Annotated in this window: 22 protein-coding genes and 3 riboswitches; of the genes, 14 read left to right on the top strand and 8 right to left on the bottom strand. The window is 56.2% G+C overall.

The window, feature by feature from the left end; genetic code table 11:
- Positions 1–11 precede the first annotated feature (11 nt).
- Positions 12–1,145, bottom strand: a complete 1,134-nt coding sequence (gene alr / locus ACOCF6_RS04215; protein WP_482459139.1) for an alanine racemase — start codon at positions 1,143–1,145, stop codon at positions 12–14.
- A gap of 170 nt (positions 1,146–1,315) precedes the next feature.
- Positions 1,316–1,420, top strand: a riboswitch (TPP riboswitch).
- A gap of 82 nt (positions 1,421–1,502) precedes the next feature.
- On the opposite strand from alr, the gene thiD reads away from it, so the two are divergent.
- The 11 genes from thiD (at position 1,503) to ACOCF6_RS04160 (ending at position 11,609) form a co-directional block, all read left to right on the top strand.
- Positions 1,503–2,978, top strand: a complete 1,476-nt coding sequence (thiD, locus tag ACOCF6_RS04210; RefSeq protein ID WP_482459138.1) for a bifunctional hydroxymethylpyrimidine kinase/phosphomethylpyrimidine kinase — start codon at positions 1,503–1,505, stop codon at positions 2,976–2,978.
- Positions 2,979–3,029: 51 nt separating this feature from the next.
- Positions 3,030–4,316 (top strand): phosphomethylpyrimidine synthase ThiC, encoded by a 1,287-nt coding sequence (thiC, locus tag ACOCF6_RS04205; RefSeq protein WP_482459137.1) that lies wholly within the window; start codon positions 3,030–3,032, stop codon positions 4,314–4,316.
- Between the two features lie 141 nt (positions 4,317–4,457).
- A riboswitch (cyclic di-GMP riboswitch) is annotated at positions 4,458–4,534 on the top strand.
- Positions 4,535–4,741: 207 nt separating this feature from the next.
- Positions 4,742–4,818: riboswitch (cyclic di-GMP riboswitch) on the top strand.
- Between the two features lie 131 nt (positions 4,819–4,949).
- Positions 4,950–5,168: a hypothetical protein gene (locus ACOCF6_RS04200; RefSeq protein WP_482459136.1), complete on the top strand. Its 219-nt coding sequence runs from the start codon at positions 4,950–4,952 to the stop codon at positions 5,166–5,168.
- A 417-nt stretch (positions 5,169–5,585) separates the two neighbouring features.
- Entirely contained in the window at positions 5,586–6,011 is a 426-nt protein-coding gene (locus ACOCF6_RS04195; RefSeq protein ID WP_482459135.1) for a chemotaxis protein CheW, read from the top strand.
- A gap of 26 nt (positions 6,012–6,037) precedes the next feature.
- On the top strand, positions 6,038–6,532 hold the full coding sequence (locus ACOCF6_RS04190; protein ID WP_482459134.1) for a hypothetical protein: 495 nt from the start codon (positions 6,038–6,040) through the stop codon (positions 6,530–6,532).
- The gene (locus tag ACOCF6_RS04185) at positions 6,529–7,476 is read left to right on the top strand and encodes an NADH-quinone oxidoreductase subunit B family protein (RefSeq protein WP_482459133.1); all 948 of its coding nucleotides are present in this window, start codon (positions 6,529–6,531) and stop codon (positions 7,474–7,476) included. The genes ACOCF6_RS04190 and ACOCF6_RS04185 overlap by 4 nt, the downstream gene beginning before the upstream one ends.
- Positions 7,473–8,891, top strand: coding sequence for a Ni/Fe hydrogenase subunit alpha (locus tag ACOCF6_RS04180; RefSeq protein ID WP_482459132.1), 1,419 nt, complete (start codon positions 7,473–7,475; stop codon positions 8,889–8,891). The genes ACOCF6_RS04185 and ACOCF6_RS04180 overlap by 4 nt, the downstream gene beginning before the upstream one ends.
- Before the next feature lie 49 nt (positions 8,892–8,940).
- Positions 8,941–9,195 carry a 4Fe-4S dicluster domain-containing protein gene (locus ACOCF6_RS04175; RefSeq protein WP_482459131.1) on the top strand — a complete coding sequence of 85 codons (255 nt, stop codon included), beginning with the start codon at positions 8,941–8,943 and terminating at the stop codon, positions 9,193–9,195.
- Positions 9,192–9,647, top strand: coding sequence for a hypothetical protein (locus ACOCF6_RS04170; protein ID WP_482459130.1), 456 nt, complete (start codon positions 9,192–9,194; stop codon positions 9,645–9,647). Before ACOCF6_RS04175 ends, ACOCF6_RS04170 begins: the two co-directional genes overlap by 4 nt.
- Positions 9,620–10,099 carry a hydrogenase maturation protease gene (locus tag ACOCF6_RS04165; RefSeq protein WP_482459129.1) on the top strand — a complete coding sequence of 160 codons (480 nt, stop codon included), beginning with the start codon at positions 9,620–9,622 and terminating at the stop codon, positions 10,097–10,099. Before ACOCF6_RS04170 ends, ACOCF6_RS04165 begins: the two co-directional genes overlap by 28 nt.
- On the top strand, positions 10,080–11,609 hold the full coding sequence (locus tag ACOCF6_RS04160) for a methyl-accepting chemotaxis protein (RefSeq protein ID WP_482459128.1): 1,530 nt from the start codon (positions 10,080–10,082) through the stop codon (positions 11,607–11,609). The genes ACOCF6_RS04165 and ACOCF6_RS04160 overlap by 20 nt, the downstream gene beginning before the upstream one ends.
- A 36-nt stretch (positions 11,610–11,645) precedes the next feature.
- On the opposite strand, the gene ACOCF6_RS04155 is transcribed toward ACOCF6_RS04160, so the two are convergent.
- Positions 11,646–12,458 carry an SIR2 family NAD-dependent protein deacylase gene (locus tag ACOCF6_RS04155; RefSeq protein ID WP_482459127.1) on the bottom strand — a complete coding sequence of 271 codons (813 nt, stop codon included), beginning with the start codon at positions 12,456–12,458 and terminating at the stop codon, positions 11,646–11,648.
- A gap of 195 nt (positions 12,459–12,653) precedes the next feature.
- Here ACOCF6_RS04155 and ylqF point away from each other — a divergent pair, with 195 nt between their 5' ends.
- Positions 12,654–13,538, top strand: a complete 885-nt coding sequence (ylqF, locus tag ACOCF6_RS04150; RefSeq protein WP_482459126.1) for a ribosome biogenesis GTPase YlqF — start codon at positions 12,654–12,656, stop codon at positions 13,536–13,538.
- 208 nt (positions 13,539–13,746) lie between these two features.
- Here the strand turns inward: ylqF and ACOCF6_RS04145 are convergent, their stop codons facing one another.
- Positions 13,747–14,205: an SRPBCC family protein gene (locus ACOCF6_RS04145; protein ID WP_482459125.1), complete on the bottom strand. Its 459-nt coding sequence runs from the start codon at positions 14,203–14,205 to the stop codon at positions 13,747–13,749.
- A 74-nt stretch (positions 14,206–14,279) separates the two neighbouring features.
- On the opposite strand from ACOCF6_RS04145, the gene ACOCF6_RS04140 reads away from it, so the two are divergent.
- Entirely contained in the window at positions 14,280–14,729 is a 450-nt protein-coding gene (locus tag ACOCF6_RS04140; RefSeq protein WP_482459124.1) for a winged helix-turn-helix transcriptional regulator, read from the top strand.
- Between the two features lie 112 nt (positions 14,730–14,841).
- A complete protein-coding gene (locus ACOCF6_RS04135; RefSeq protein ID WP_482459123.1) occupies positions 14,842–16,245 on the top strand; it encodes a hypothetical protein in 1,404 nt (467 codons plus the stop codon).
- An 86-nt stretch (positions 16,246–16,331) separates the two neighbouring features.
- Here ACOCF6_RS04135 and ACOCF6_RS04130 read toward each other — a convergent pair whose 3' ends face one another.
- From ACOCF6_RS04130 to ACOCF6_RS04110, 5 genes are all read right to left on the bottom strand, one after another.
- Positions 16,332–17,573 (bottom strand): DUF1015 domain-containing protein, encoded by a 1,242-nt coding sequence (locus ACOCF6_RS04130; protein WP_482459122.1) that lies wholly within the window; start codon positions 17,571–17,573, stop codon positions 16,332–16,334.
- A 48-nt stretch (positions 17,574–17,621) separates the two neighbouring features.
- Positions 17,622–18,461 (bottom strand): NlpC/P60 family protein, encoded by an 840-nt coding sequence (locus ACOCF6_RS04125; protein ID WP_482459121.1) that lies wholly within the window; start codon positions 18,459–18,461, stop codon positions 17,622–17,624.
- A gap of 51 nt (positions 18,462–18,512) precedes the next feature.
- Positions 18,513–19,632 (bottom strand): peptide chain release factor 2 gene (gene prfB, locus ACOCF6_RS04120; protein WP_482459120.1). Its coding sequence is split into 2 segments (ribosomal slippage): positions 18,513–19,562 and positions 19,564–19,632, totalling 1,119 coding nucleotides; the frame shifts between segments, so codons are not numbered across the junction.
- Positions 19,633–19,675: 43 nt separating this feature from the next.
- Complete coding sequence (gene lnt, locus ACOCF6_RS04115) at positions 19,676–21,223, bottom strand: apolipoprotein N-acyltransferase (RefSeq protein ID WP_482459119.1); 1,548 nt, start codon at positions 21,221–21,223, stop codon at positions 19,676–19,678.
- Positions 21,220–22,077 carry a hemolysin family protein gene (locus ACOCF6_RS04110; protein ID WP_482459118.1) on the bottom strand — a complete coding sequence of 286 codons (858 nt, stop codon included), beginning with the start codon at positions 22,075–22,077 and terminating at the stop codon, positions 21,220–21,222. The genes lnt and ACOCF6_RS04110 overlap by 4 nt, the downstream gene beginning before the upstream one ends.
- Positions 22,078–22,121: the final 44 nt, after the last annotated feature.

The following is a 22,121-nucleotide window of genomic DNA, read 5'->3' as shown; positions in this document are numbered from 1 at the left end:
AGGGGGGTGACTTACTTCAGGTACACGCGCGGCACCCGCTTGCTGATGCCGCAAAAGATTTCGTAAGGGATGGTGCCGGCAGCTGCTGCCAGTTCTTCGGCATGGATGCAGTCACCTGACGTGTCGCTGCCGATCAGGGTGACTTCATCCCCGACAGCGACAGCTGTTACAGCGGTAACGTCCAGCATGATCCAGTCCATGCAGACCGTGCCGGTTACCTGTGCCCGCTGCCCCCTGACGAGCACGACCCCCTTGTTGGTCAGCGCCCGGCAATATCCATCGGCATAGCCGACCGGGACACTGGCGATCAGGGTCCGGTTGATGGCGGTGAAGCGGCGGGCGTAGCTGATAGTGGTGCCGGGTTCAACCCATTTGAGCATGGCGATGCGGCTTTTCAGGCGCATGACCGGGTGCAGGTCGAGCTTGCCCTGAAAGTCGGCCGAAGGGATAGCGCCATACAGGGCGATGCCGGGGCGGACCAGGTTGCAGCCGGGGATGTTCCGCAACAGGGCGCCGGCGCTGTTGGCGATGTGGATGTAGCGGGGAGCAAATCCGGCCTTGCGGGTTTCAGCGATGACCCATTCAAAGCGCTCGGCCTGCAGCCGGGTGAAGTGCCGTCCCTGCTCATCGAGCTCATCGGCGCTGGCAAAATGGGAGATGATCCCTTCCAGTGCAATGTTGGGCAGCTTTCTGAGCTCCTGCATGAAGGCCGGAACATCGGTATACTGGATGCCCAGACGCCCCATGCCGGTGTCGATTTTGAGGTGCACCTGGGCCTTGCGGAATAGTTTCCCGGCCGCCAGATTCAGGGCCTGAGCCTGCTCCAGGGTGAAGATGACCGTGGACAGGTTGTAGCCGATACATTTGCGCTCCTGGCCGGGATAGACACCTCCCAGCAGCAGAACAGGTTTGTCGATGCCGCTTTTGCGCAGCTGGATGCCCTCGGCCAGAAATGCGACACCAAAGGCGTTTACTCCCATAAGCTCCAGTTCCCGACTGATATCCATAAAGCCATGTCCATAGGCATCGGCCTTGACCACTGCCAGGATCTCCGTTCCGCGGGGGATAGACGAGCGGATCACTTTGAAATTGTGGTGAAGAGCCTTCAGGTCAATCTCGGCAAATGTGGGGCGGCTGTCGTACAAAGCGGGTATGCTCCTGTATCAAAGTGTGTGCAGAGGTGGATGGATACGCTGTGGAAATACATTTTTTAGCATGTCTCTGGACCACTGTAAAGCGAAAGGGCGCCGTTTGAACCGCGTCAGGTTTCATTGACATTGACAGTAGGGGCAAATTCCAGTACGCTACAGACCATGTAAGGCCCTGGGGGAGTTCGTCAGAACTGAGATGATTCAGCGGAATCAGACCCTTTGAACCTGATCCGGTTTGCACCGGCGTAGGAAAGCGGCTCGCGGGATTGTATTGATAGGTATCCAGCCGCCTGATGTTTTTGTCAGTGCGGCTGTTTTTATTACGAAACGGATTCTGGAGTACATCTGGAAATGAACGAAAGTACCAGCAGACCATTCAGACTTGTCGTTAACAAGTCAACACCCCAGCCGTCGCCGATCGCCGGGGTGTACCTGATTACCGACCAGGGTGATAACCTGGTGGACAGGGTCCGGACGGCGCTGCGCGGAGGTGTTACGACTCTGCAGTATCGGGCCAAAGGCAAGGGGCATGATGTCCGCCGGGAAGAGGGCGAAGAGCTGAAACTGCTCTGCCGTAGTTTCGGTGTTGCCTTCATCGTCAACGATGATGTGCGGCTGGCTGTCGAACTGGATGCGGATGGCGTGCATCTGGGGCAGGACGACGGCAGTGTCAAGGGCGCCCGGGAACTGCTCGGAGCGGGCCGGATTATTGGCAAGTCGACCCATAACCTGGAAGAGGCGTTACAGGCCGAACAGGATGGAGCGGACTATATCGGATTCGGTGCCATGTACCCGACCGACAGCAAGAATGTCTCCCATATTGCCGGTACAGCCGGTCTGGCCGAAATTCGTGATCGCATCAAGATTCCGGTGGTTGCCATTGGCGGCATTACGACCAGTAACGCCTGCAGGGTCATCGACGCCGGCGCCGACGCCCTGGCGGTTATCTCTTCAGTCCTGTCCAGTCCTCATCCGGATATAGCCGCGTTGGAACTGAAGCTGCTGTTTAACCGCAACCGTCCTTTCCCGCGTGGTTCGGTGTTGACGATTGCCGGCAGTGATTCGGGCGGCGGAGCCGGAATCCAGGCCGATATCAAGACAATTACCCTGCTGGGCAGCTATGCCGCCAGTGTCATTACTGCCCTGACAGCCCAGAACACCCGTGGTGTCTCTTCGATCCATGGTTTGCCTCCATCGTTTGTCATTGATCAGCTGGATACAGTCCTGTCCGATATTCCGGTGGATGTGATCAAGACCGGTATGCTGCATACCCCGGCCATTATTTCGGCGCTGGCGGAAAATCTGTCCGAACGGAAGGTCCTGATACCGCTGGTGATCGATCCGGTTATGATAGCCAAGGGTGGGGCAACGCTGATGGACCGCGATGCAATCCATATCTTCACCCGGCAGCTTCTGCCCCAGGCCTATCTGTTGACCCCCAATGTTCCCGAAGCAGAACGACTGCTGGGGAGTTCGATCCGTACGGAAGCCGAAATGGAGGCGGCCGCCCGCGAGCTGCAGGGGATGGGTGCCGCCAATGTGCTCATCAAGGGGGGGCATTTGACCGGCCAGAATTCCATCGATGTCCTGTTTGACGGCAGCGAATGCCACTATTTCTCGGCCGAACGGCTGTTTACCAGTAACACCCACGGTACCGGCTGCACCTACGCCTCGGCCATTGCCGCATTTCTGGCCCAGGGTGAGCCGCTCCGGGCTGCCGTGGAAAAATCCAAGGAGTACATCACGACCGCCATCAGGCTGGCCCGTCCGCTTGGAAAAGGGCATAGTCCGGTGAATCACTACCTGGCTGCCCGGGAAAAATTATAAACCGTTGGACTTCGGATACATGTAATCTACCTGACTACGAGGATCACACACATGACACAGTTGGAATATGCCCGCAGAGGTCTCATAACCGAGCAGATGCAACTTGCAGCTCTCGCCGAGGGGGTCTCCCCGGAGTTTATCCGCGATGGGCTGGCTGCGGGTAACATCGTTATCTGTCACAACATCAAGCACTTAAACGGCATACCGCTCCCGGTCGGGACCGGGTTGCGCACCAAGATCAATGCCAATATCGGTTCCTCCTCCGACGACACGGACATGCAGAAGGAACTGGAAAAGGCCCGCGTTGCAGTAAAATACGGGGCGGATGCCATCATGGACCTTTCCACCGGCGGTCCGGTGGATGAGATCAGGAGGGCCATCATCGCCGAAACCAGCGCCTGCATCGGCAGCGTACCGCTCTACCAGGCAGCCCTGGATGCGGTGCGGGTCAAGAAGAAGGCCATCGTTGATATGACCGTGGACGATATCTTTGCCGGGATTGTCAAGCATGCCGAGGACGGAGTGGATTTCATCACGGTCCATTGCGGTGTGACCCGTTCCACGGTGGAGCGGATGAAGAACGAGGGTCGCCTGATGGACGTTGTCTCCCGCGGCGGGGCCTTTACCATCGAGTGGATGCGCTACAACAATCAGGAAAACCCGCTCTTCGAGCACTTTGACAAATTGCTGGAGATTACCAAAGAATATGACATGACCCTGTCGCTGGGGGACGGTTTCCGCCCCGGCTGCCTGGCCGATGCCACGGACCGCGCCCAGATCCATGAACTGATCATACTGGGTGAATTGACCCAGCGGGCACAGGATGCCGGGGTGCAGGTCATGATCGAAGGACCGGGACATGTGCCGCTTCACCAGATCCAGACCAACATCCAGCTGCAGAAGCGGCTCTGCCACGGTGCCCCGTTCTATGTCCTGGGCCCGCTGGTGACCGACATCGCTCCCGGCTATGATCATATCACCTGTGCCATTGGCGGAGCCATCGCCGCCGCCGCCGGGGCCGATTTCCTCTGTTACGTCACCCCCAGCGAACACCTGCGTCTGCCCGATGTACAGGATGTGCGCGACGGCGTGATCGCCTCACGCATCGCCGCCCATGCCGGTGATATCGCCAAGGGTGTCAAGGGCGCCATGGACAAGGATATTGCCATGGCGAAATGCCGCAAGAAACTTGACTGGGAAGGGCAGTACGCTCTGTCGCTGGACCCGGAAAAGGCCCGCTCGGTGCGCGACAGTTCGCCGCTCTCCGATCACGGCGCCTGCACCATGTGTGGTGAATTTTGTGCCTATAAGGTCATGGATGATGCCATGGCGCGCTGACGGTTTTTGATGCTGTTTTCAGCAGAGGCGCCATAGAAATACTACATGTGATTGTATTCATTGAGATAATTTATTTTGACACGGCGATCAGGATGCCGTATACAGTACTAACGCTGGTACATCATCAGTTGCGGAAAAGATAAGCGATACTACTTAACCACCTGCGAGGGTGGGGCGGAAAGCCTACAGGGTCTCACGCAGACAGCCGGGTTGCCGAAATATCTCAGATATTCGGCAACCCGGCTTTTTTTGTAGCCAAATATTCGGCGGTGCCAATGATGAGAGCATCTGGTTGTGGATGGCATGCGCCGGGAAAGGAGGTTGGCAGGGCAGTTGCAACAAATGCAGGTGTTGATTTTACTGAATTGAGAACACAACATGGGGTGTGGATTGACGCATGACCGGTCAAGGGCATCCCCTGGTGGTAACGATAATACTTAACCATCCGCGAGGGTGGGGCGGAAAGCCTACAGGGTCTCACGCAGACAGCCGGGTTGCCGAAATATCCCAGATATTCGGTCCCGGCTTTTTTATTATCCATGCCGGGACAGGAAGGAGTTGGGCAGTACGAACAACTAATCTGTCAGATATCAAGCATGAATATATCCAAAAACGATAAACAAGGAGATACATATGAGAGATGCAAGCATGTTACAGCTGGTTGTTGAATTGGGAGGAGCCATGTTGTTTGCCATAGGAGCTGCATTTACCGTGTATTGGAATCTGTTGGGCAAAAAGTATCGCCCATTGACAACACAAAAGAAAATAGCAGTAAAACAGAAGGTCGCACGTGCTGGAAGTCAGGTGCTGCAGCCGGTAATGCAGCTTAACAGAGCCGGGTATCAGCAGTAATGCGACGGTGGGGCCTGGCGGCAGGATGGCCGTAACGCCCCACCGGATCTTGAGTCCTGCTGCGATTGTTCAGCATGGCAGCTTGTCAGCTGTCTACAGATAATAAATCAATCTTCATTGGCACCTCCAGCGCCTCACATGGCATCGACATGTGGGGCGCTTTTGTGTCCGGCGCCACCACAAAGACATCTTAGATCTGCTCCAGAACAAAATATGCAGCGCTTGGGAATAGTGCAAAAGTTAGTATGCGGGCTCCAACGTTGCTGTTTATTGCAATATTGACTTTCTGTAGTAATCTGTCGAACGGAACACATGATTTCTTGATTTTAATTCAAACGTACAAAAAATCGTATACAACCAAAAAATTAATCTGTATTTTATAATACTTCTTTTTTAGCCATACAGATGGAGGGGCACGTGGTCGCATTATCTGCAAACGCGGACATACAGTTGGTAACCTTTATTTTGAATGGCGAAGAGTACGGCGTTGATGTCATGCGGGTCAGAGAGATCATCAGTATGGCTGATATTACCAGGACAGCCAATTCTCCACCCTATGTCAAAGGGGTCATCAATCTGCGCGGTTCCATTGTTCCCATCATATCCCTGCGCCATCGCTTCGATGTGCCTGAAATTTCCGATGAAAGTATGAGCTGCATCGCAGTGATGGATTACAAGGGAGACCTGACCGGATTCATCATCGACGAGATTTCCGATGTCGTGCGCATTAAACGCACCGATATCCAGCCTCCGCTGGAGGCGGTCGCACAGCCGTGGATCGAGGGCATTATCGATATTAATCAGCGCTTGGTAGTGCTTCTAAATCTTGAACATCTCATGTAGTACGTTATCAGGGTAAGGAGTTGTCAATGGAGACAAGCAATCAGAGACTTGCACTGCAGGACGCCATGGTGTTTCTGGGCGCGATCGCATCCGGCACCGAACAGGCCATCGGTGAGTCAGCCAACAGTATTTCCTATCTGGCCGGAGTCAATCTCGGCAAAAAGCTTTCCGAAGGAATCCCGCATACCTCCGATATCCAGCAGGCGTTGAACTCGACCAGGGAGGTCCTGGAGAAGAACGACTATCTCTGGCTGTTCGAGACTTTCCAACCCCATGATCAGGAATCTGCATTCCAGGAACTGGAGGACGGCACGCAGGTCATGCTGGTCTTCCGGGACTGCATGATCCGCCAGTCTCTGTTCCGCTTCGGCCACACCCAGAAGGGCTCACTCTGCAACATGATGTACGGTTTTTTTGCCGGCGCCCTGCAGAACATCATGGGGAGGGAATCGACACTGGAGATTGTCCATGCCGGTGAAAATGCCTGTTACAAAAAACTGATTGTCAGGAGGGCGTCATGAGTGAGGTCACTATCAACACCGAGTGGCTGAGCGACTGCTCCGGCTGCCATATCGCAATTGTCGATCTGCACGAAAAGATCCTCAATGTCCTGCAGGCGGTCAAGATCCAACGCTGCCCGGTTCTGACCGATATCAAGGACTATCCGCATGCCACGGTCGGGCTGGTGTCGGGTGCCATTCGCAACGAGCATGACCGTCATGCCGCTCTGGAGATGCGCAAGTCCTGCGACATCGTCATCGCCTGGGGTTCATGCGCCGTTTTTGGCGGACCGGCCGGGGCCGGGAATATCCATACCCCGGCGGAGATCGGGCGGGCGGTGTATCTTGAAAACAAGACCACCACCTCGGCCAACCCGCCCAGTCGGGAGGTCTCACCACTGGAGTCGGTTGTATCCCCCCTTGATACCGTGATTGACGTTGACCTGTATCTGCCGGGTTGCCCGCCGCACCCGGGCTTTGTCTTTGAAGCCCTGTCCGCGCTGGTTGAAGGCCGTCAGCCGGAGGTTAACCGCCGTACGGTCTGTGCAAAATGCAAGCGACAGATGGAAAAAACCGATGTCAGCCGGATAAAATCCAACTCCGACGGTTTTCCGAATGCGGACCAATGTTTTCTTAGCCAGGGCTACACCTGCATGGGCTCGGTTACTATCGACCGTTGTCTGGCCCCCTGTCCGGCAAACGGGGTGCCCTGTACCGGCTGTGCCGGAGCGACCATGCAGATCCTGACTGAACCGAACCGGGACATCCGGACTGAAATCGCCGATCGCATGTCCCGCTTGACCAAGATCGATCGTGATACCATTGTCACTGCGCTGGAGCGGGGTTCCAAGTCCCACTACTCCTACACCATGGCCACCGCGATGATCGGCAGCAAGCCGACCTTCCATATCCGGAAGTGGATTGAGGATGAAAACGCGGATTATGAAGCAGGAGGGGTGGCATGAATAAAACCATCAAAATAGACCCGGTGACCAGGATCGAAGGGCACGCCAAGGTGTTCATCAACCTGAATGACGACGGCACCCTTGATAACGCCGGGCTGATAGTCAACGAGCTGCGTGGTTTCGAAAAGATCCTGATCGGCATGGAAGCCGACCGCATGCCCCATATCACTGCCCGTATCTGCGGGGTCTGCCCGACCGCCCACCATATCGCCGCCTCCAATGCCCTGGACCACGCCGCCGGGGTCAAGGCCCCGCCAGCGGCTATGCTGCTGCGGGAGCTGATGTACATGGGGCACCTGATCCACTCCCATAGTCTCTCAATCTTTGTACTGCAGGGACCGGACCTGGTGCTGGGGCTGGATGCGGACCCGGCCGTCAGGAATGTGGTTGGTATCGTCCAGGCCAATCCGGAACTGGCCAAAATCGCCCTGCGGCTTCGGACTATCGGACAGAAGATCAATGAGATGGTCGGCGGCCGGGGTACCCATCCGGTGACCTCCGTGGCCGGCGGTATCACCTTTGTGCTTGATCAGGAAAAAAAGAGGATCATCCAGGAATGGATCGATGAGGCCCGCACACTGCTGCCTACGGTTCTGCCTGCGGTCAAGGGGCTGCTGTTGAAGGCGCTTGACCAGCATCCCGCCATGCTCAATGAGTGGGTCGTGCCGTCCTGGGGCCTGGGTACTGTCCGTGGTGACCGGGTTTCCCTGATCGAGGGCAGGCTGCGGGCGATTGACGAGACCGGTGTCACCATGGTTGAATTCGGGGTGGAAGAGTACGACAAGTACCTGGTGGAGTCAGTGGTGGAATGGTCATACATGAAAAAGGTCCACTTCAAGCTGGATGGCCTGCATGAATATCGGGTCGGTCCCATGGCCCGCATGAACGCCGTAGGGCGCTACGGCACGGAGCTGGCGGATGCCGAGTATGCGGAATTCGCGAAGCTGGGCGGCAGTCCCTGCCATTTGACCGTGTTCCAGACCTATGCCAAGCTGGTCGAGGCCATCTGGGCCATCGAGCGTGCCGACGAAATCCTCAACGATCCGGCGGTCTGGGGCGAGACCCGCGTGCCGGTCACATTCAAGGGAGGCCGGGGGGTCGGGCATGTGGAGGCGCCCCGGGGGACGCTGATCCATGACTACGAGATTGACGAAAAGGGGATCATCCGTGCCGCCAACCTGATTGTGGCTACCCAACAGAACTATGCCATCATCAACCGTTCCATCGAGCAGGCGGCACAATCGCATGTCATCGGACGTCCGGATGACACGGCCCTGTTGAACGCGGTCGAGTTCAGCATCCGCTGCTATGACCCCTGTCTTTCCTGCGCCACCCATGCCGTCGGCCGCATGCCGCTGGAAATAAACATTACCCGTGGCGGTGGCACCGTCAAGTCGATTACGAGAAAAAACTAAGCGGCAGTATTAAGCAAGCAATAACTGCCGCTAACCGGAGGTAAGCGCCATGTCACTGGAGATAACTGTTCACGAGCAATCCTGTCGGGGCTGCGAACTGTGTATCGATATCTGCCCGACCAAGGTTTTCGAGCTGGATGCGGAAAAGCGGCTCTGCCTGGTCACGCATGCCGAAGACTGTATCGCCTGTCTTTCCTGCGCCTATATCTGTCCTTCCAACGCCATCACTCACACGGATTACCATGCCGTTAAAAACTTTTACCGCGATGCCGAATTCTGCCAAAGGATGGGTAAGTTCCTATGAACACGACAGACTCCCCGTATGTGCTCGACCTCTCGCCGGAAGATTACCAGAAGGCGACAGTGGAAGTTGCCTTCCTGCTGGATGCCTTTGCCAGCACCATAGACAATATCATGGGTGGCAACACGGCGCCGGTCGGCAGGATCGCCGGGCGTGATACCGCCAGTAAACTCCCGATCCACCTGACAGACCCGACACTGCAGGATATTGTGGCGGCCTTGAAGGAACAGATGCATGCCGGATTTGACTTTACCCTGGATGACGAAGGTCTGTTGTTCAAGTCCTGCATCATCAGGGATATGTGCACTGCACGGAAGATAAAGCCGGGCGGGGCGCTCTGTCATCTGTTCCATTCCTATTTCGACGGCATCGTCAATGGTCTGTTCTGCAGGCCGGTCAAGTCGACGTTTGTCTCCACAGGTGCCGAGTGCCGTCTGCAGACCGCCGTACAATAATCATCTGCATCGGCAACGAGTTGATCGCCGATGATGCGGTCGGCTTCGAGGTATACAACCGGCTGGCCGGCTGCGATGCCCGGCTGGAGTTCTGCGGTGTCGGAGGGATAGATCTGCTGCCGCTGCTGCAGGGCGAAACGGATATGATCGTTGTCGATGCCGTCCAGTTCGGAGCTGATCCGGGCACGGTCCATATGCTTCCCTGGGATGCGCTGCCACGCAGCAGCACCGAGATCTCGGCCCACGGCCTGGGATTGCGCGAGACCATAGAAATCGGCACCCTGCTGTATCCGCAGGAAATGCCGAAACATATTACCCTGGTCGGAATCGAGGGGCGCTGTTTCAATCGCACCAGGGAACATATGACCCGAGAGGTTCAGGCCGCTATTGCTGTGGCAGTGACGACGGTACAAGAAATAATGGGGGGCACTCATGAGCTCAGCTGTGTATGACGTGGTTAAGCAGTTATCCGATGCGATGGTTGCCGGACAGCTTGACTCCCGGGGTGATGCCGGTGGGTTGAAAGGGAAAGATGCCGAAACCGTCCTTCTGATCAATAACATGATAGATGCCCTGGTTTCCCCGATGCGGCTGGCCGGGAATGCCCTGGATGAAATCGCCCATGGCAAGCTTCCGCCCTTCGTGATTGACGATTACCAGGGCGAATACCATAAGATAAAGCAGAATATCAATACGCTGCTGGCGATCCTGTACGGCATGCATGGCGAGACCGAGCACCTGATCAGCAGCATCAGCCAGGGCAAGCTCAAGACCCGCGGCAATGATTGGGATTACGAAGGGATCTGGAAAGAGTTGATCGGCGGTATGAATACGGCGCTGGACGCAGTCATCGCCCCTATCAATGAGGCCGGTGCAGTGCTTGAACGGCTGGCCCACTATGACCTGAAAGCCAGGATGAACGGCAGATACCGGGGAGAGCATGCCGCCATCCGCAAGGCGATGAATGCCACGGCCGGTTCGCTGCATGAATCCATCTCACAGGTGTCGGAGACGGTCGGGCTGGTCTCGGAGGTCGGCAAACAGATCACCCGCATCAGCTCGGTGGTCACCAAGGGCGCCGAGGATCAGAGCGTACAGCTGAACGAAGCCTCCATGAGCCTGGCCGCGCTGTCGGAAAGTGCCAGCCATAGTGCCAAAAGCACAACAGTGGCCCATGGCAATGCCAAACTGGCCAGTGATGCCATCCTGCAGGCCAAGGAATCCATGAACCGCATGGTGGCCTCCATGGGTGATATCAGCGGTGCGGCCGATAAAACAACATCGATTGCCAACGAGATAGACGGCATAGCCAAGGAAACCGGATCACTGGCCGCCGGTGCCGTGGAAAAGGCCGTCAGGATGCGCATCTCGGCCGGGGGATTTGGGGTTGTGGCCCAGGAGATCCGTAAGCTTTCACGGCAATGTTCCGATACGGCGCATGCCATGAAGGAATTCGAGAAAAAGATGAATCCTGATCAACAGGAGGAGTTCGGTGATCTGATTGCCAATCTGATGAGCATTGCCCGCTTTTCCAACCTGCTGGGGGTCAATGCCGCCATCGAAGCAGCCCATGTCGAGGGGGCCGGCAATGAATTCAAGGGCATGACCGACGAGATCCACAATCTGGCGGTCCGGTCGGCCGACGCCGCTAACAAGACCAGTGCCCTCACCAAATCATCCGCATCCCTTTCCAAAAACGGGGTACTGCTCTCGCAGGAAATCGATCGGCAACTGGAGGGCGCCGTACAGGGAGCCCATGCCCTCAGCGTGTTTGCCGATGATATCTCCGCCAATATCCATGAGCAGACGACCGGCCTGGAGCAGATCAGCAAGACAGCCGTGCAGATCAGTATGGTTACGGACAATAATGCCGAAGGAGCGGCCGAGTCCCTGGTAGCTGCGAAAAATCTTGAAGGGCAGGTCGAAAAGCTGACCAGGATGGTGAATCGCTTCAGTTTCTGACAAAATGTACAGAAAACAGCGCTGTTGTGTCGTCAGCTACAATAGTGCATCAATCTTCTGCAGCCCCTCCAGCGCCCCGCATGGCATCGAAATGTGGGGCGCTTTTATGTCCGGCTCACGGGGATTGATGCGGATGACCGTGGCATGCTCCAGGTTCCAGCCGATGCGCTCCGAAGTGGCCCGAATGGTGGGGATGGCGCTGCCGGCGCCCATTTCGATGACTGCCATACGTCGGCTGGCGTTTTCAGCCAGGAAACTGTCGAAACGGTGCTCCTGGATGCGGGTGCGGTCCGGCAGCCAGGACCAGTCACCGAACATGAGGATATTGGGGCGGCAGACCTCTCCGCAGGCAGGGCAGCGGGGGGTGTGACTGGCACGCATTCTGGTTTCATCCACCGGGATGATCTCATCATTGGGCCAGATGGAGTGGCTGCAGGGGGTCTGGCACTGCAGGTGGTGAATGGAACCGTGCACCTCCACGATCCGGTCATCGGCGTAGCCGGCCTTCTGGAATTGGCCGTCCACGTTGGAGGTTACCACGAAGTAGTCAGCCTGGTTGCGTTCGATCCAGCGCCGGATAATATGGAAACCCTCATGGGGGACCGTGCTGCGGTACAGGTTGGTGCGGTGCCCGTAGAAGCCCCAGCCGAAGGCGGGATCACGCCGGAAATGTTGCGGGTTGGCGCAATCGACAAAAGACAGACCCAGGCGGGCGTACGACGGATAGGCCTGCCAGAAGCCCTGGTCGCCGCGAAAATCCGGCAGCCCGGAATCAACGCCCATACCGGCTCCGGCAGTAATGACGAAGACCTCTGCCTCCCTGATGATCCCTGCGGCGCGCTCCAGCATCTGAAACCTCCCTGCGGTTGTCGGTCGTGTGGTGGTGACATACATGAACATTTCAAAGAATATCCGCTACTGCATTGATGTTCAAGCAGATTTACAGCTCAATCTGTTACCCGGGTTCAGATAGTAGTCTCGCAGGTGGCAGTTTTATGGTACTGTATGACCGCATATATTTCAACAGAAGGAAAGAATACACATATGACAATCAGATGGTATCCCGGACATATGGGCAAGGCCCTGGAGCAGATTGGTGATTTGATCAAGCGGGTCGATGTGGTGATCGAGGTAATTGATGCCCGCCTGCCCCAGTCCAGCTCCAACCACCAGCTTGAGAATCTGCGACGAACCAAACCCTGGATCAAGGTGCTCAACAAGCATGACCTGGCAGACCCGGTTGTCACCAAGGCCTGGGTGCGCCTGTTCGAGCAGCAGGCCGGTATCCGTGCCCTGCCCATGTCAGCCAAGCAGCATGCCGAGACCAAACAGCTGATCAAGCTCTGTCAGCTTCTGGCGCCGAAGCGCGGTAAACCCGGTTTTCCGGTGCGCGTCATGGTAGTCGGTATCCCCAACGTGGGCAAATCAACCCTGATCAATACCCTGGCAGGCCGGAGCATGGCCAAGGTGGGTGATAAGCCGGCCATAACTACCACGACCCAGGTGATCGATCTGAAAAACGGGGTCGTACTGAACGATACCCCCGGCGTGTTGTGGCCCGATATGAGCGACCAGGATGGTGCCTATCGCCTGGCCACCAGCGGTGCCATCGGGGCCAATGCCATGGATTGCACCACGGTCGGTTTTTTTGCCGGTGAGTTCATGATGCGGCGCTATCCCGAACTGCTCAAGAAACGCTACAAACTGGAAGCGTTCCCCGACAATCCGACCGCATTGATCGAGGCCATCGGTCGCTGCCTGGGATGCCTGGTTGCTGGCGGGGCAATCGATATGCACCGGGCTGCCGAGGCCTTCCTGCGGGAATTGCGGGCGGGGAAACTGGGGCGGGTCAGTCTTGAAGAGCCTGTACAGGATGTTGTGGAACCGATGTCTGACGAAGCACGTCCTGCAGAGCCTGCAATGGTATAACAGCTCCCATTTCAACGCGACCGGCAAAAATCACGCACCATCTCTGAACATGGGTAATCAGCGGACTCTTCTGTACCATAAAAAAGGTTGCCATCGATTGGATGGCAGCCTTTTTTTTGTTAAGATCATTATAAATAGAGCCGCTTTGATGTTGCGCACCCGGAAAATATGTCCGCATACAGCTTGACCGATAACCGGAAGGGGGATGCTAATTCCAGTTATCAATCTTCAGATCATGGGGTGCAGGCTTCCCTTTGCCTGTTTCTACATATTCACGCAGGCTCAAAAGGAATGTGGCCCACTTCATGCTGCAGTGATATGTTGCCTCAACAGCCTCACGCCAGTTCCTGTGTCCGAAGAGGACAATCGTCTGGTTGTCCTGCTCTGACAGTTGGAAGGTAATGTCCGTTCCAACCCATTCAGCCGGCCCCTCTATGCAGCGCCAGCGAACGTTTTTATTATCGCCCAGCTCTTGCACTTCCATAACCATCCCGCCCAGGAGCTCGCCTGTCGGTGACCGAAAGCTGAATGCGATCTTTCCTCCGACCTGGGCATCACCCTGAACATCCTCGGTCCACCAGTGCCCCAGACCTTCCAGGGTTGTTAAGGCGTTATAGACTTGAGTTGCAGGGGACTTGATTCCGATACGATGAATTATGTCTACCATTATAACCACCTCCTGTTAGATACATTATTGTATTGTTGCTTGCAAAATGCAAGCGAGTTATTTAGTATGGGGGTATGAAAAAGGGAAAAAATACGCTTCGATCACACTGCCCTGTTAACTATGCTCTTGAGGCCGTTGGTGACCGTTGGGCACTGCTGATCCTTCGAGACATTATTTTTAGAGGGAAGCGGACTTACGGGGAGTTCCTCAGATCGGAAGAGGGTTTTTCTACCAACATCCTGGCTGCGCGCCTGGGCCACCTGATTGAGGCAGGTATTCTCCAACGTGAAGGAGATAAAACCGATGGCAGGAAAGACATCTATTCCCTTACTGAAAAGGGGTTGGACCTTATTCCTCTGCTTTTTGAAATGGTAGTATGGAGTGCCAGGTACGACAATCAATCCGAGGCCAAACGTATCATGCGTCTGGTCGAACTGATCAGAAAAGATAATCGCAAAATCAGTCGGAAGGTGATGGGACAAGTGAAGCGGGGCGAAGCGATTGTAGCTGAATATTTGTCGTGACGTTACGGAGTGCTCGTGTATAAAGGGTAATGGCGCAGTTCGCTTGAGGAGCCGTAGATTCGATATGGACCGTTCGGCCACAGATCTCCAACGTTATGCAGATAAAGAGAATATGACTGAACGAGGAAACAAAAATCTGGGTTCCAGCCCATCCGCTAGTGTAAAGAGCCTTTTCGCCCCCCTGCTTCTGGTCATTGCCACCATTGCGGTCTATGCCGTCAGCGGCACCTTTGAGCTGCTGGCTACTTGGGATGACTGGCGCTACGTGACCACCAACGAGACCATAAACGGGTTCACTCTCTTCCATCTCAAACAGGCATTCAGCGACTACTATCTTGGCAATTATGCTCCGCTGCATATCCTGTCCTATATGATCGACCACGTTCTGTGGGGGCTGCACCCTGCCGGTTATCACCTGGAAAATGTCCTGATCCACCTGGCAAACGGCCTCCTGTTCTACACGCTGCTGCGACGTCTTTCTCTGGGCGAGTGGCAGGCTTGCGCAGCGGCCTGGATTTTTCTCCTGCACCCGGTCCAGGTTGAATCCGTGGCTTGGGTATCTCAGCGTAAAAGTTTGCTGGCCTTGTTTTTCTTTCTCACTGCCTTGCTTGGCTATCAGGCCTATGCGAAGCAACAGGCCAATCGTACCCGCTGCTATCTGCTCTCGCTGGTCAGCATTACCGCGGCACTGCTCAGCAAATCCATCGCGGTCATTTTCCCCGCGGTAATCGTGCTCTACGATCTGACCTATGACCGGTGTGGACCGCGCTCAACCTCGCGCCGGCTGCTCGATAAAATTCCGTTTATTGCTGTTGCCGCTGCCGTTGCAGTCATGGCCATGCTCAGCCAGAGTCAGGAAGCGGGCGGTGGCCGACGCGACTACCCCGGCGGCTCCCCCCTGGCAACGTTCTACACCATGGTGCCGATACTGCTGGGCTATATTCGAGACTGCTTCTGGCCCTTCGAACTCATCCCGTACTACATGGCACCCATCAGGCACCATCCTGACGCAGCTTTTGCTGCGGCGCTGGCTGCACTGTTGTTGCTGGCGGCCCTCGGAGTCCGCCTTTTTCGCACTGCACGACCCTTTGCTTTCTGGTACGCGCTCTTTTTCATTGCCCTGGTTCCGGTGCTGCAGTTCGTGCCGCTTGTTACCCTGAAACATGACCGCTACCTTTACACCCCGCTTCTGGGATTTGCCGTACTCGGTGTCATCGGTGCAATGCACCTGCAGAAGGTGATCCCCCTCCGGTGTCTGCGCCCATATCGCTGTGTTGTTGTCATCATCATGCTGGCCTTGCCGGTCCTTGCTTTTAAGCAAACCCTGTACTGGCGAAATGATGCAGCTCTCTGGAACAGGGCTGTTGCGGTCGATCCGGAAAATCGTGTGGCCTGGTTGATGCTGACCAAGTTGTATACTATCAAGCGCGACCCCGACAGCTCTGTTCAGGCGTTAAAACGTTATTCCGAGTTGCGCAGTAAATATGGTCCCTACCGGGGCTTCGAGAAGTACTGACCATGTATTCGTGTTGTTCCGTAAAAAAACGCCCCGCTTCCAATAAGGAATGCGGGGCGTTGGTGCATTCGATGTCTTTTTGAAGCCTAGCTCAGCAGGTGTACGAACAGGCCGCTGCGCAGCTTGGGTTCAAACCAGGTCGATTTGGGTGGCATGATCTGGTCCTGGTCTGCCAGTTCGATCAGTTCACGGATGGAGGTCGGAAACAGGGCAAAGGCTACGGCGTACTCGCCGGAGTCGACCAGCTTGACCAGCTCGTCGTTGCCGCGGATGCCGCCCACAAAGTGGATGCGCGTGTCGGTGCGGGGGTTGTGGATCCCGAGCAGCGGATTCAGCAGGTTGTTCTGCAGAATCGAGACATCCAGGCGGTCAACGGTGTCTTTTTCATTGATGAGGTCCTGGCGCGCATGCAGGTGATACCAGCTGCCATCCAGGTACATGCCGAAGTGATGCCGCTCTGTTGGGATGACAGGGGTGGATGCGGGCGTGACCTCGAAGATCGCCCTGACTTTGACGATAAATTCAGCTATGGAGTTATCGTGTAAGTCCCGGACCGCACGATTATACGGCATGATGTTGAGCTGGCTTTCGGGGAAGATGACGGTCAGGAAAAAATTGTATTCCTCATTCCCCGTGTGCTGCGGGTTGGTTGCTTTGCGGATATCCCGCACCCTGGCAGCCGCTGCGCTGCGGTGGTGTCCATCAGCAACATACAGTCGCGGGATATCGGCGAATAATGCGGTCAGATGCTGGATTAATTCAGTATCGGCCAGTACCCATAAGGAATGGGAAACACCGTCCGGGGTCCTGAAGTCGTACTCGGGGCGCTCATTGATGACACTGGCCAGGATCTCCTCAACCTGCGGTTGATTGCGGAAGATGTAGAAAACCGGCTCATCGTTGGCGTCAAGGCAGTCGATATGTTTGACACGGTCCTCTTCCTTGTCCGCCCGGGTGTGTTCATGTTTTTTGATGACGCCGCTCTGGTAATCGTCCACGGAGGCGCAGGCAACCAGGCCGGTCTGTACGATGGAGCCCATGCGCTGGCGATAGATGTAATAACAGGGGACAACCTCCCGGTTCAGCACACGGTTTGTCTGGAATGCGTCCAGATTCTGCCTGCCGCGCTGGTGGACCTCATCTGCATGCGGATCAACTGCAGGTGGCAGGTCTATCTCAGGCCTGGATACGTGCAGGAAGCTGTCTGCGTTCCCTGAGGCCATCTGACGGGCCTCTTCCACATCCATGACATCATAGGGGAGTGAGGCCACACGCGGAGCCAGATGGATGGGAGGCCGGAGGGCATGAAACGGTCTGATAATTGCCATGGTCTGAATCTCCTCTGAAACGTATCCCCAAGCGGGAACACAAAATGTTTACTGAAAATAGCGTCGCCCGCCGACAAAGCGTTTCTCGAAATAGCTTTCATCAACCGAAGTTGCGCGAATCTCCTCGCCGCGCTTGGGTGCGTGAACAAACCTGCTGCCGCCAACATATATTCCGACGTGGTTGATGTTCTCCTCCGAGGAGCCGAAGAAGACCAGGTCTCCATCCCGCAGGTCTTCTTTAACGACCGGTTCACCGGCCTTGTACTGATCACGCGAGGTGCGGGGGATGCTGAGTCCGCACAGGTTGTAGACCGCCCGTACAAAGCCGCTGCAGTCCATGCCGTCAACCACGTTCTCCCCGCCCCAGCGGTAGGGGATGCCCACGAAGCGTTCGGCTGTTCGGGCTGCAATGGCGCCCATGTCCCTGGTGTCCTTGGCGGTCGCCTTGTGTTGAGGCTTTACATCGGGTTCAGCCGGTTTACTTTTGACAGGGCGTTTTGTTTCCGGTGGGGACTTGATCTCTTCCGGCGGTGCCTTCTGCCAGCCCGGTCCCTGCGGCTTGGAGAATACAACCTCATTGGGCGGGGCGATGTAGTAGGAATCAATCAGGCGGTCTGCCACAAGCCGGTTGGCGACAGCCCGGGCCTTGTCCTTGCTGGGAAAGTCGCCGAAGCGTACGGCGTAGACACCGTTGTCCTTGCGGAAGTAGAAGGCATCCAGCCCCTTGGACTGCAGTCTGGCGGTAAAGCGCTCCGCGTTTTTGACATCGGCAAAGGCACCCATCTGGATGGCGAAGCCCAGGCGGGTGATGGCGTTCGTTTTAGTGGCAAAGGCCGGCAGCGCATATGCCAGCAGCAACAGGGTAATTGTGAGTAGGTAACGTTTCATATAGGCTGATAATATCCACAAGGTATGAATTGAGTAAAGCACATTTTGAGATTATTCCACGTCACTGACGTTGCGCCTGACGCCCATCAGATAGGCCACCACAAAATCCTCCAGATTGCCATCCAGGACGGCATCGGGGTTGCCGGTTTCGACTCCGGTGCGCAGGTCCTTGACCATCTTGTAGGGGTGCAGTACATAGGAACGGATCTGGCTCCCCCAGCCGATCTCCTTCTTCTCTTCAGCAATTTCGTTGGCCTTGTCCTTGCGATCCTGCACCTCGCGCTCATACAGCTTGGAGCGCAGAACCTTCATGGCGGTGGCCCGGTTCGATATCTGGCTGCGCTCGGACTGGCAGGCGACAATGATGCCGGATGGAAGATGGGTAATGCGGACGGCCGAGTCGGTGGTGTTGACGTGCTGGCCGCCGGCGCCGCCGGAGCGGAATGTATCCACCTTAAGATCGGTGTCACTGATCTTGATATCGATATCCTCTTCTTCAATCTCCGGGAAGGCGTACATGGAGGCGAAGGAGGTGTGGCGGCGGGCATTGCTGTCAAAGGGTGAAATGCGCACCAGGCGGTGAATGCCGGCTTCCGCCTTGAGGTAGCCGTAGGCGTATTCACCGCTGACGTTGAAGGTTGCTGATTTGAGCCCGGCCTCTTCCCCGGCCTGAAATTCGGTGATCGTGGTTTTCCACCCCTTTTTCTCGCAGTAGCGCAGGTACATGCGCAGGATCATCTCGGCCCAGTCTTGGGACTCGGTGCCGCCTGCTCCGGGATTTATGGTGATAAAACAGGAATTGCGGTCATGCGGGCCGGAGAGCATGCGTTGAAACTCGGCCGCCTCGACCCCCTGCTGCAGGCGGTCATTCATCTGGGCAACTTCTGCCAGCGTTTCCTCGTCCCCCGCCTCTTCGCCCAACTCGATCATGATGCGCACATCTTCAAGCTGCTTGCTGAGGCCGTCCCACATCTGGACGATTTTTTCCAGGCCCGTGCGCTCTTTGATTATATGCTGGGACTTTCCGGAGTCATCCCAGAAGCCGGGAACAGCCATGATCGATTCGATTTCCTGGATTGACTCACGCTTGGTCTCTACGTCAAAGAGACCCCCGGAGTTTGGCGATACGTTCTTCATAGTCATTCAGGCGGGCTTTTTCTTCACGGTACATTGTCATACTCCTTCAGTAATGTCAGACGGTTAAATTAATGGGGCTATTCGGAAAAAGACTTTCGTTTGAGCCAGCCCAGCAAGGCAATCCCGGCCGTCAGCAGTACGCAGAGCCAGGCACCGGCATCGCCGATTTTCAGGTAGATCGAGTCGCCGCTACCGGGTATGACCTCTCCGGTGCGATAACCTTCTGTAAAAAGACTCGTCATACTGCTGATATGCCCGTTTTGATCGATGATGGCGCTGACACCCGTGTTGGCGGCCCGCACCATGGGAGTGCGGGTTTCCACGGCCCGGAAAGCGGCGATGGACAGGTGCTGATAGGGTGCAGAAGATCGACCGAACCAGGCGTCATTGGTGATGTTTGCCAGGATGCGGGCCCCGTTGTTGACATACAGCCGACCCAGTTCCGGGAAGATGGCCTCGGCGCAGATCAGTGTTCCGATCCGGGTCTGGCCTGCCGTCAACGGTACCGCCTGCTCACCGGGTGTGAAGTCGCCGATCCCGACAACGAGTTTGTTGATGAACGGGAAAAAGCGACCAAGAGGTACATATTCCCCGAAGGGAACCAGGTGGATTTTGTCGCTTCTGCCGGTGGTTTCACCGCTGGGCGAAATCATGAAGGCACTGTTCAGAAATACACGCTTGCCGTAGCGTAGTTCGTGGGCCGGGCTGCCGATGATCATGCTGGTTGACAGTTCCCGGGCCAGGTTCCTGATCCGATCGGCCTGCTGAGGTTCGTCCTGAAAAAAGAACGGAACAGCGCTCTCCGGCCAGATAATCAGGTCAAGGCCGTTTTTTGCCGCTTCGCGGGTCAGGCGTTCGTAGATGGCGATGGTCTTGTCCTGAAAGGCCGGGCTCCATTTAACATCCTGGGGGATGTTGCCCTGCACGACGGCAACTCTCAGCGGAGCGGCACTCTTGGCGGTTCCGGCGTTTAAACGACTGAAGCCATAGAAGAGCGTTGCAATAAAAAGGATCAGGAGCAGCAGGGCGCTTTTGACCGGGTAGGGGACTCCGGCGCCTGAAATAGCCCGCATGGCACGGTACAGGACCACATTGGCCAGAACGATCAGCAGGGTTATGCCGAAGACCCCGCAGATGTCGGCTATCTGGATCAACGGCAGGGTTCGGTACTGGGAGTGTCCCAGCATGGCCCAGGGGGATCCGGTCATCAGGAAAGAGCGCACAAGGTCTGCGGCCACCCAGATGACCGGCAGGCTGAAGGCTGTCTTGATGCCGACGCGCTCGCCGGAGCGTGCCACCAGAGTCGTCAATCCGTAGAACAGGGCCAGCCAGGCCACCAGGATCAGGTAGAGCAGTATGCTTGCTGCCCAGGGCAGATGCCCGTAGACGGTCATGAGGATATTGATCCAGTACAGAATGCCGGCGTAGGCACACAGACCGCAGGTGAAGCCGAGGCGGAACGCGGTTCGTGGGGTGCTGCCCTCAAGTGCGATCAAAAGCGGAATCAGAGCGATCCAAGCCAGGAAGGAGAGGCCGCTGTTCGGGAAGGAAAGGGCGATCAGCGCACCGGAGGCCATGGCCAGGAGCCCGTTTCGATCGAACAGAGCGGTCAAGCGTGCGGTCATTCGTTGTCCTGCTGTGTGTCCCCGGAACCGCCGCTACGGGCGATGTGTATCCGTTTTATCCGGCGTTCATCGGCATCGATAATGGTCAACTGCAGCCCCGCGCCTTCGATGATATCACCAGTCGTGGGGATCTTACCGGTCAGATGGAATATCAGGCCGCCGACAGAGTCGAATTTGTCCCGTTCGATCTGGATTGAGAAGTACTCTTCCAGATCCTCGACCGGCATGTGTGCATCGGCAGTGATGGAGCCGTCACTGTTAACGGAAAAAAGGGCTTCTTCGCGGTCGTATTCATCCTGGATGTCGCCCACGATCTGTTCCAGCAGGTCTTCGATGGTGACCAGTCCGGAGGTGCCCCCGTATTCATCAATGACGATCGCCAGGTGGACACGCTTGCGCTTGAACTCCTGAAGCAGTTTCTCCAGATTCTTGGTCTCGGGGATGAAGTAGGGCGGCCGCATGGTGGCACGCACTGAAACGTGATCCTCCTGTTCCCCCCAGCATTTAAGCAGGTCTTTGGCGTAGAGCAGTCCGATTATGTTGTCGATGGTATGTTCATACACCGGGATGCGGGAGTGGCCGCAGGAGATGATCGTATCCAGGACTTCGCGTATGTTTGCTTCCACGGAAACGCAGGCCATAACGGTGCGGGGAATCATGATCTCGCGCACGACCGTTGTACCGAGCGAAAAAATCGAGCGGATCATTTCGCTCTCTTCTTCGTTGACCAGTCCTTCTTCTTCAGTGGCTTCAATAAAATCGTGGATTTCATCTGCGGTGATTTTTTTACGACCGTTCACAAGCCGGCTGACCAGTTCTATAAATCCGGATTTTCTACTGCCGCCTTCTTCCACTGTTCATATCCTCCGTAACCCTGATAAACAGGATAACTTCTAAC

The sequence above is a fragment of the Geobacter psychrophilus genome (genome assembly GCF_056821595.1).
This window is presented reverse-complemented; position numbering and strand designations above follow the sequence as displayed.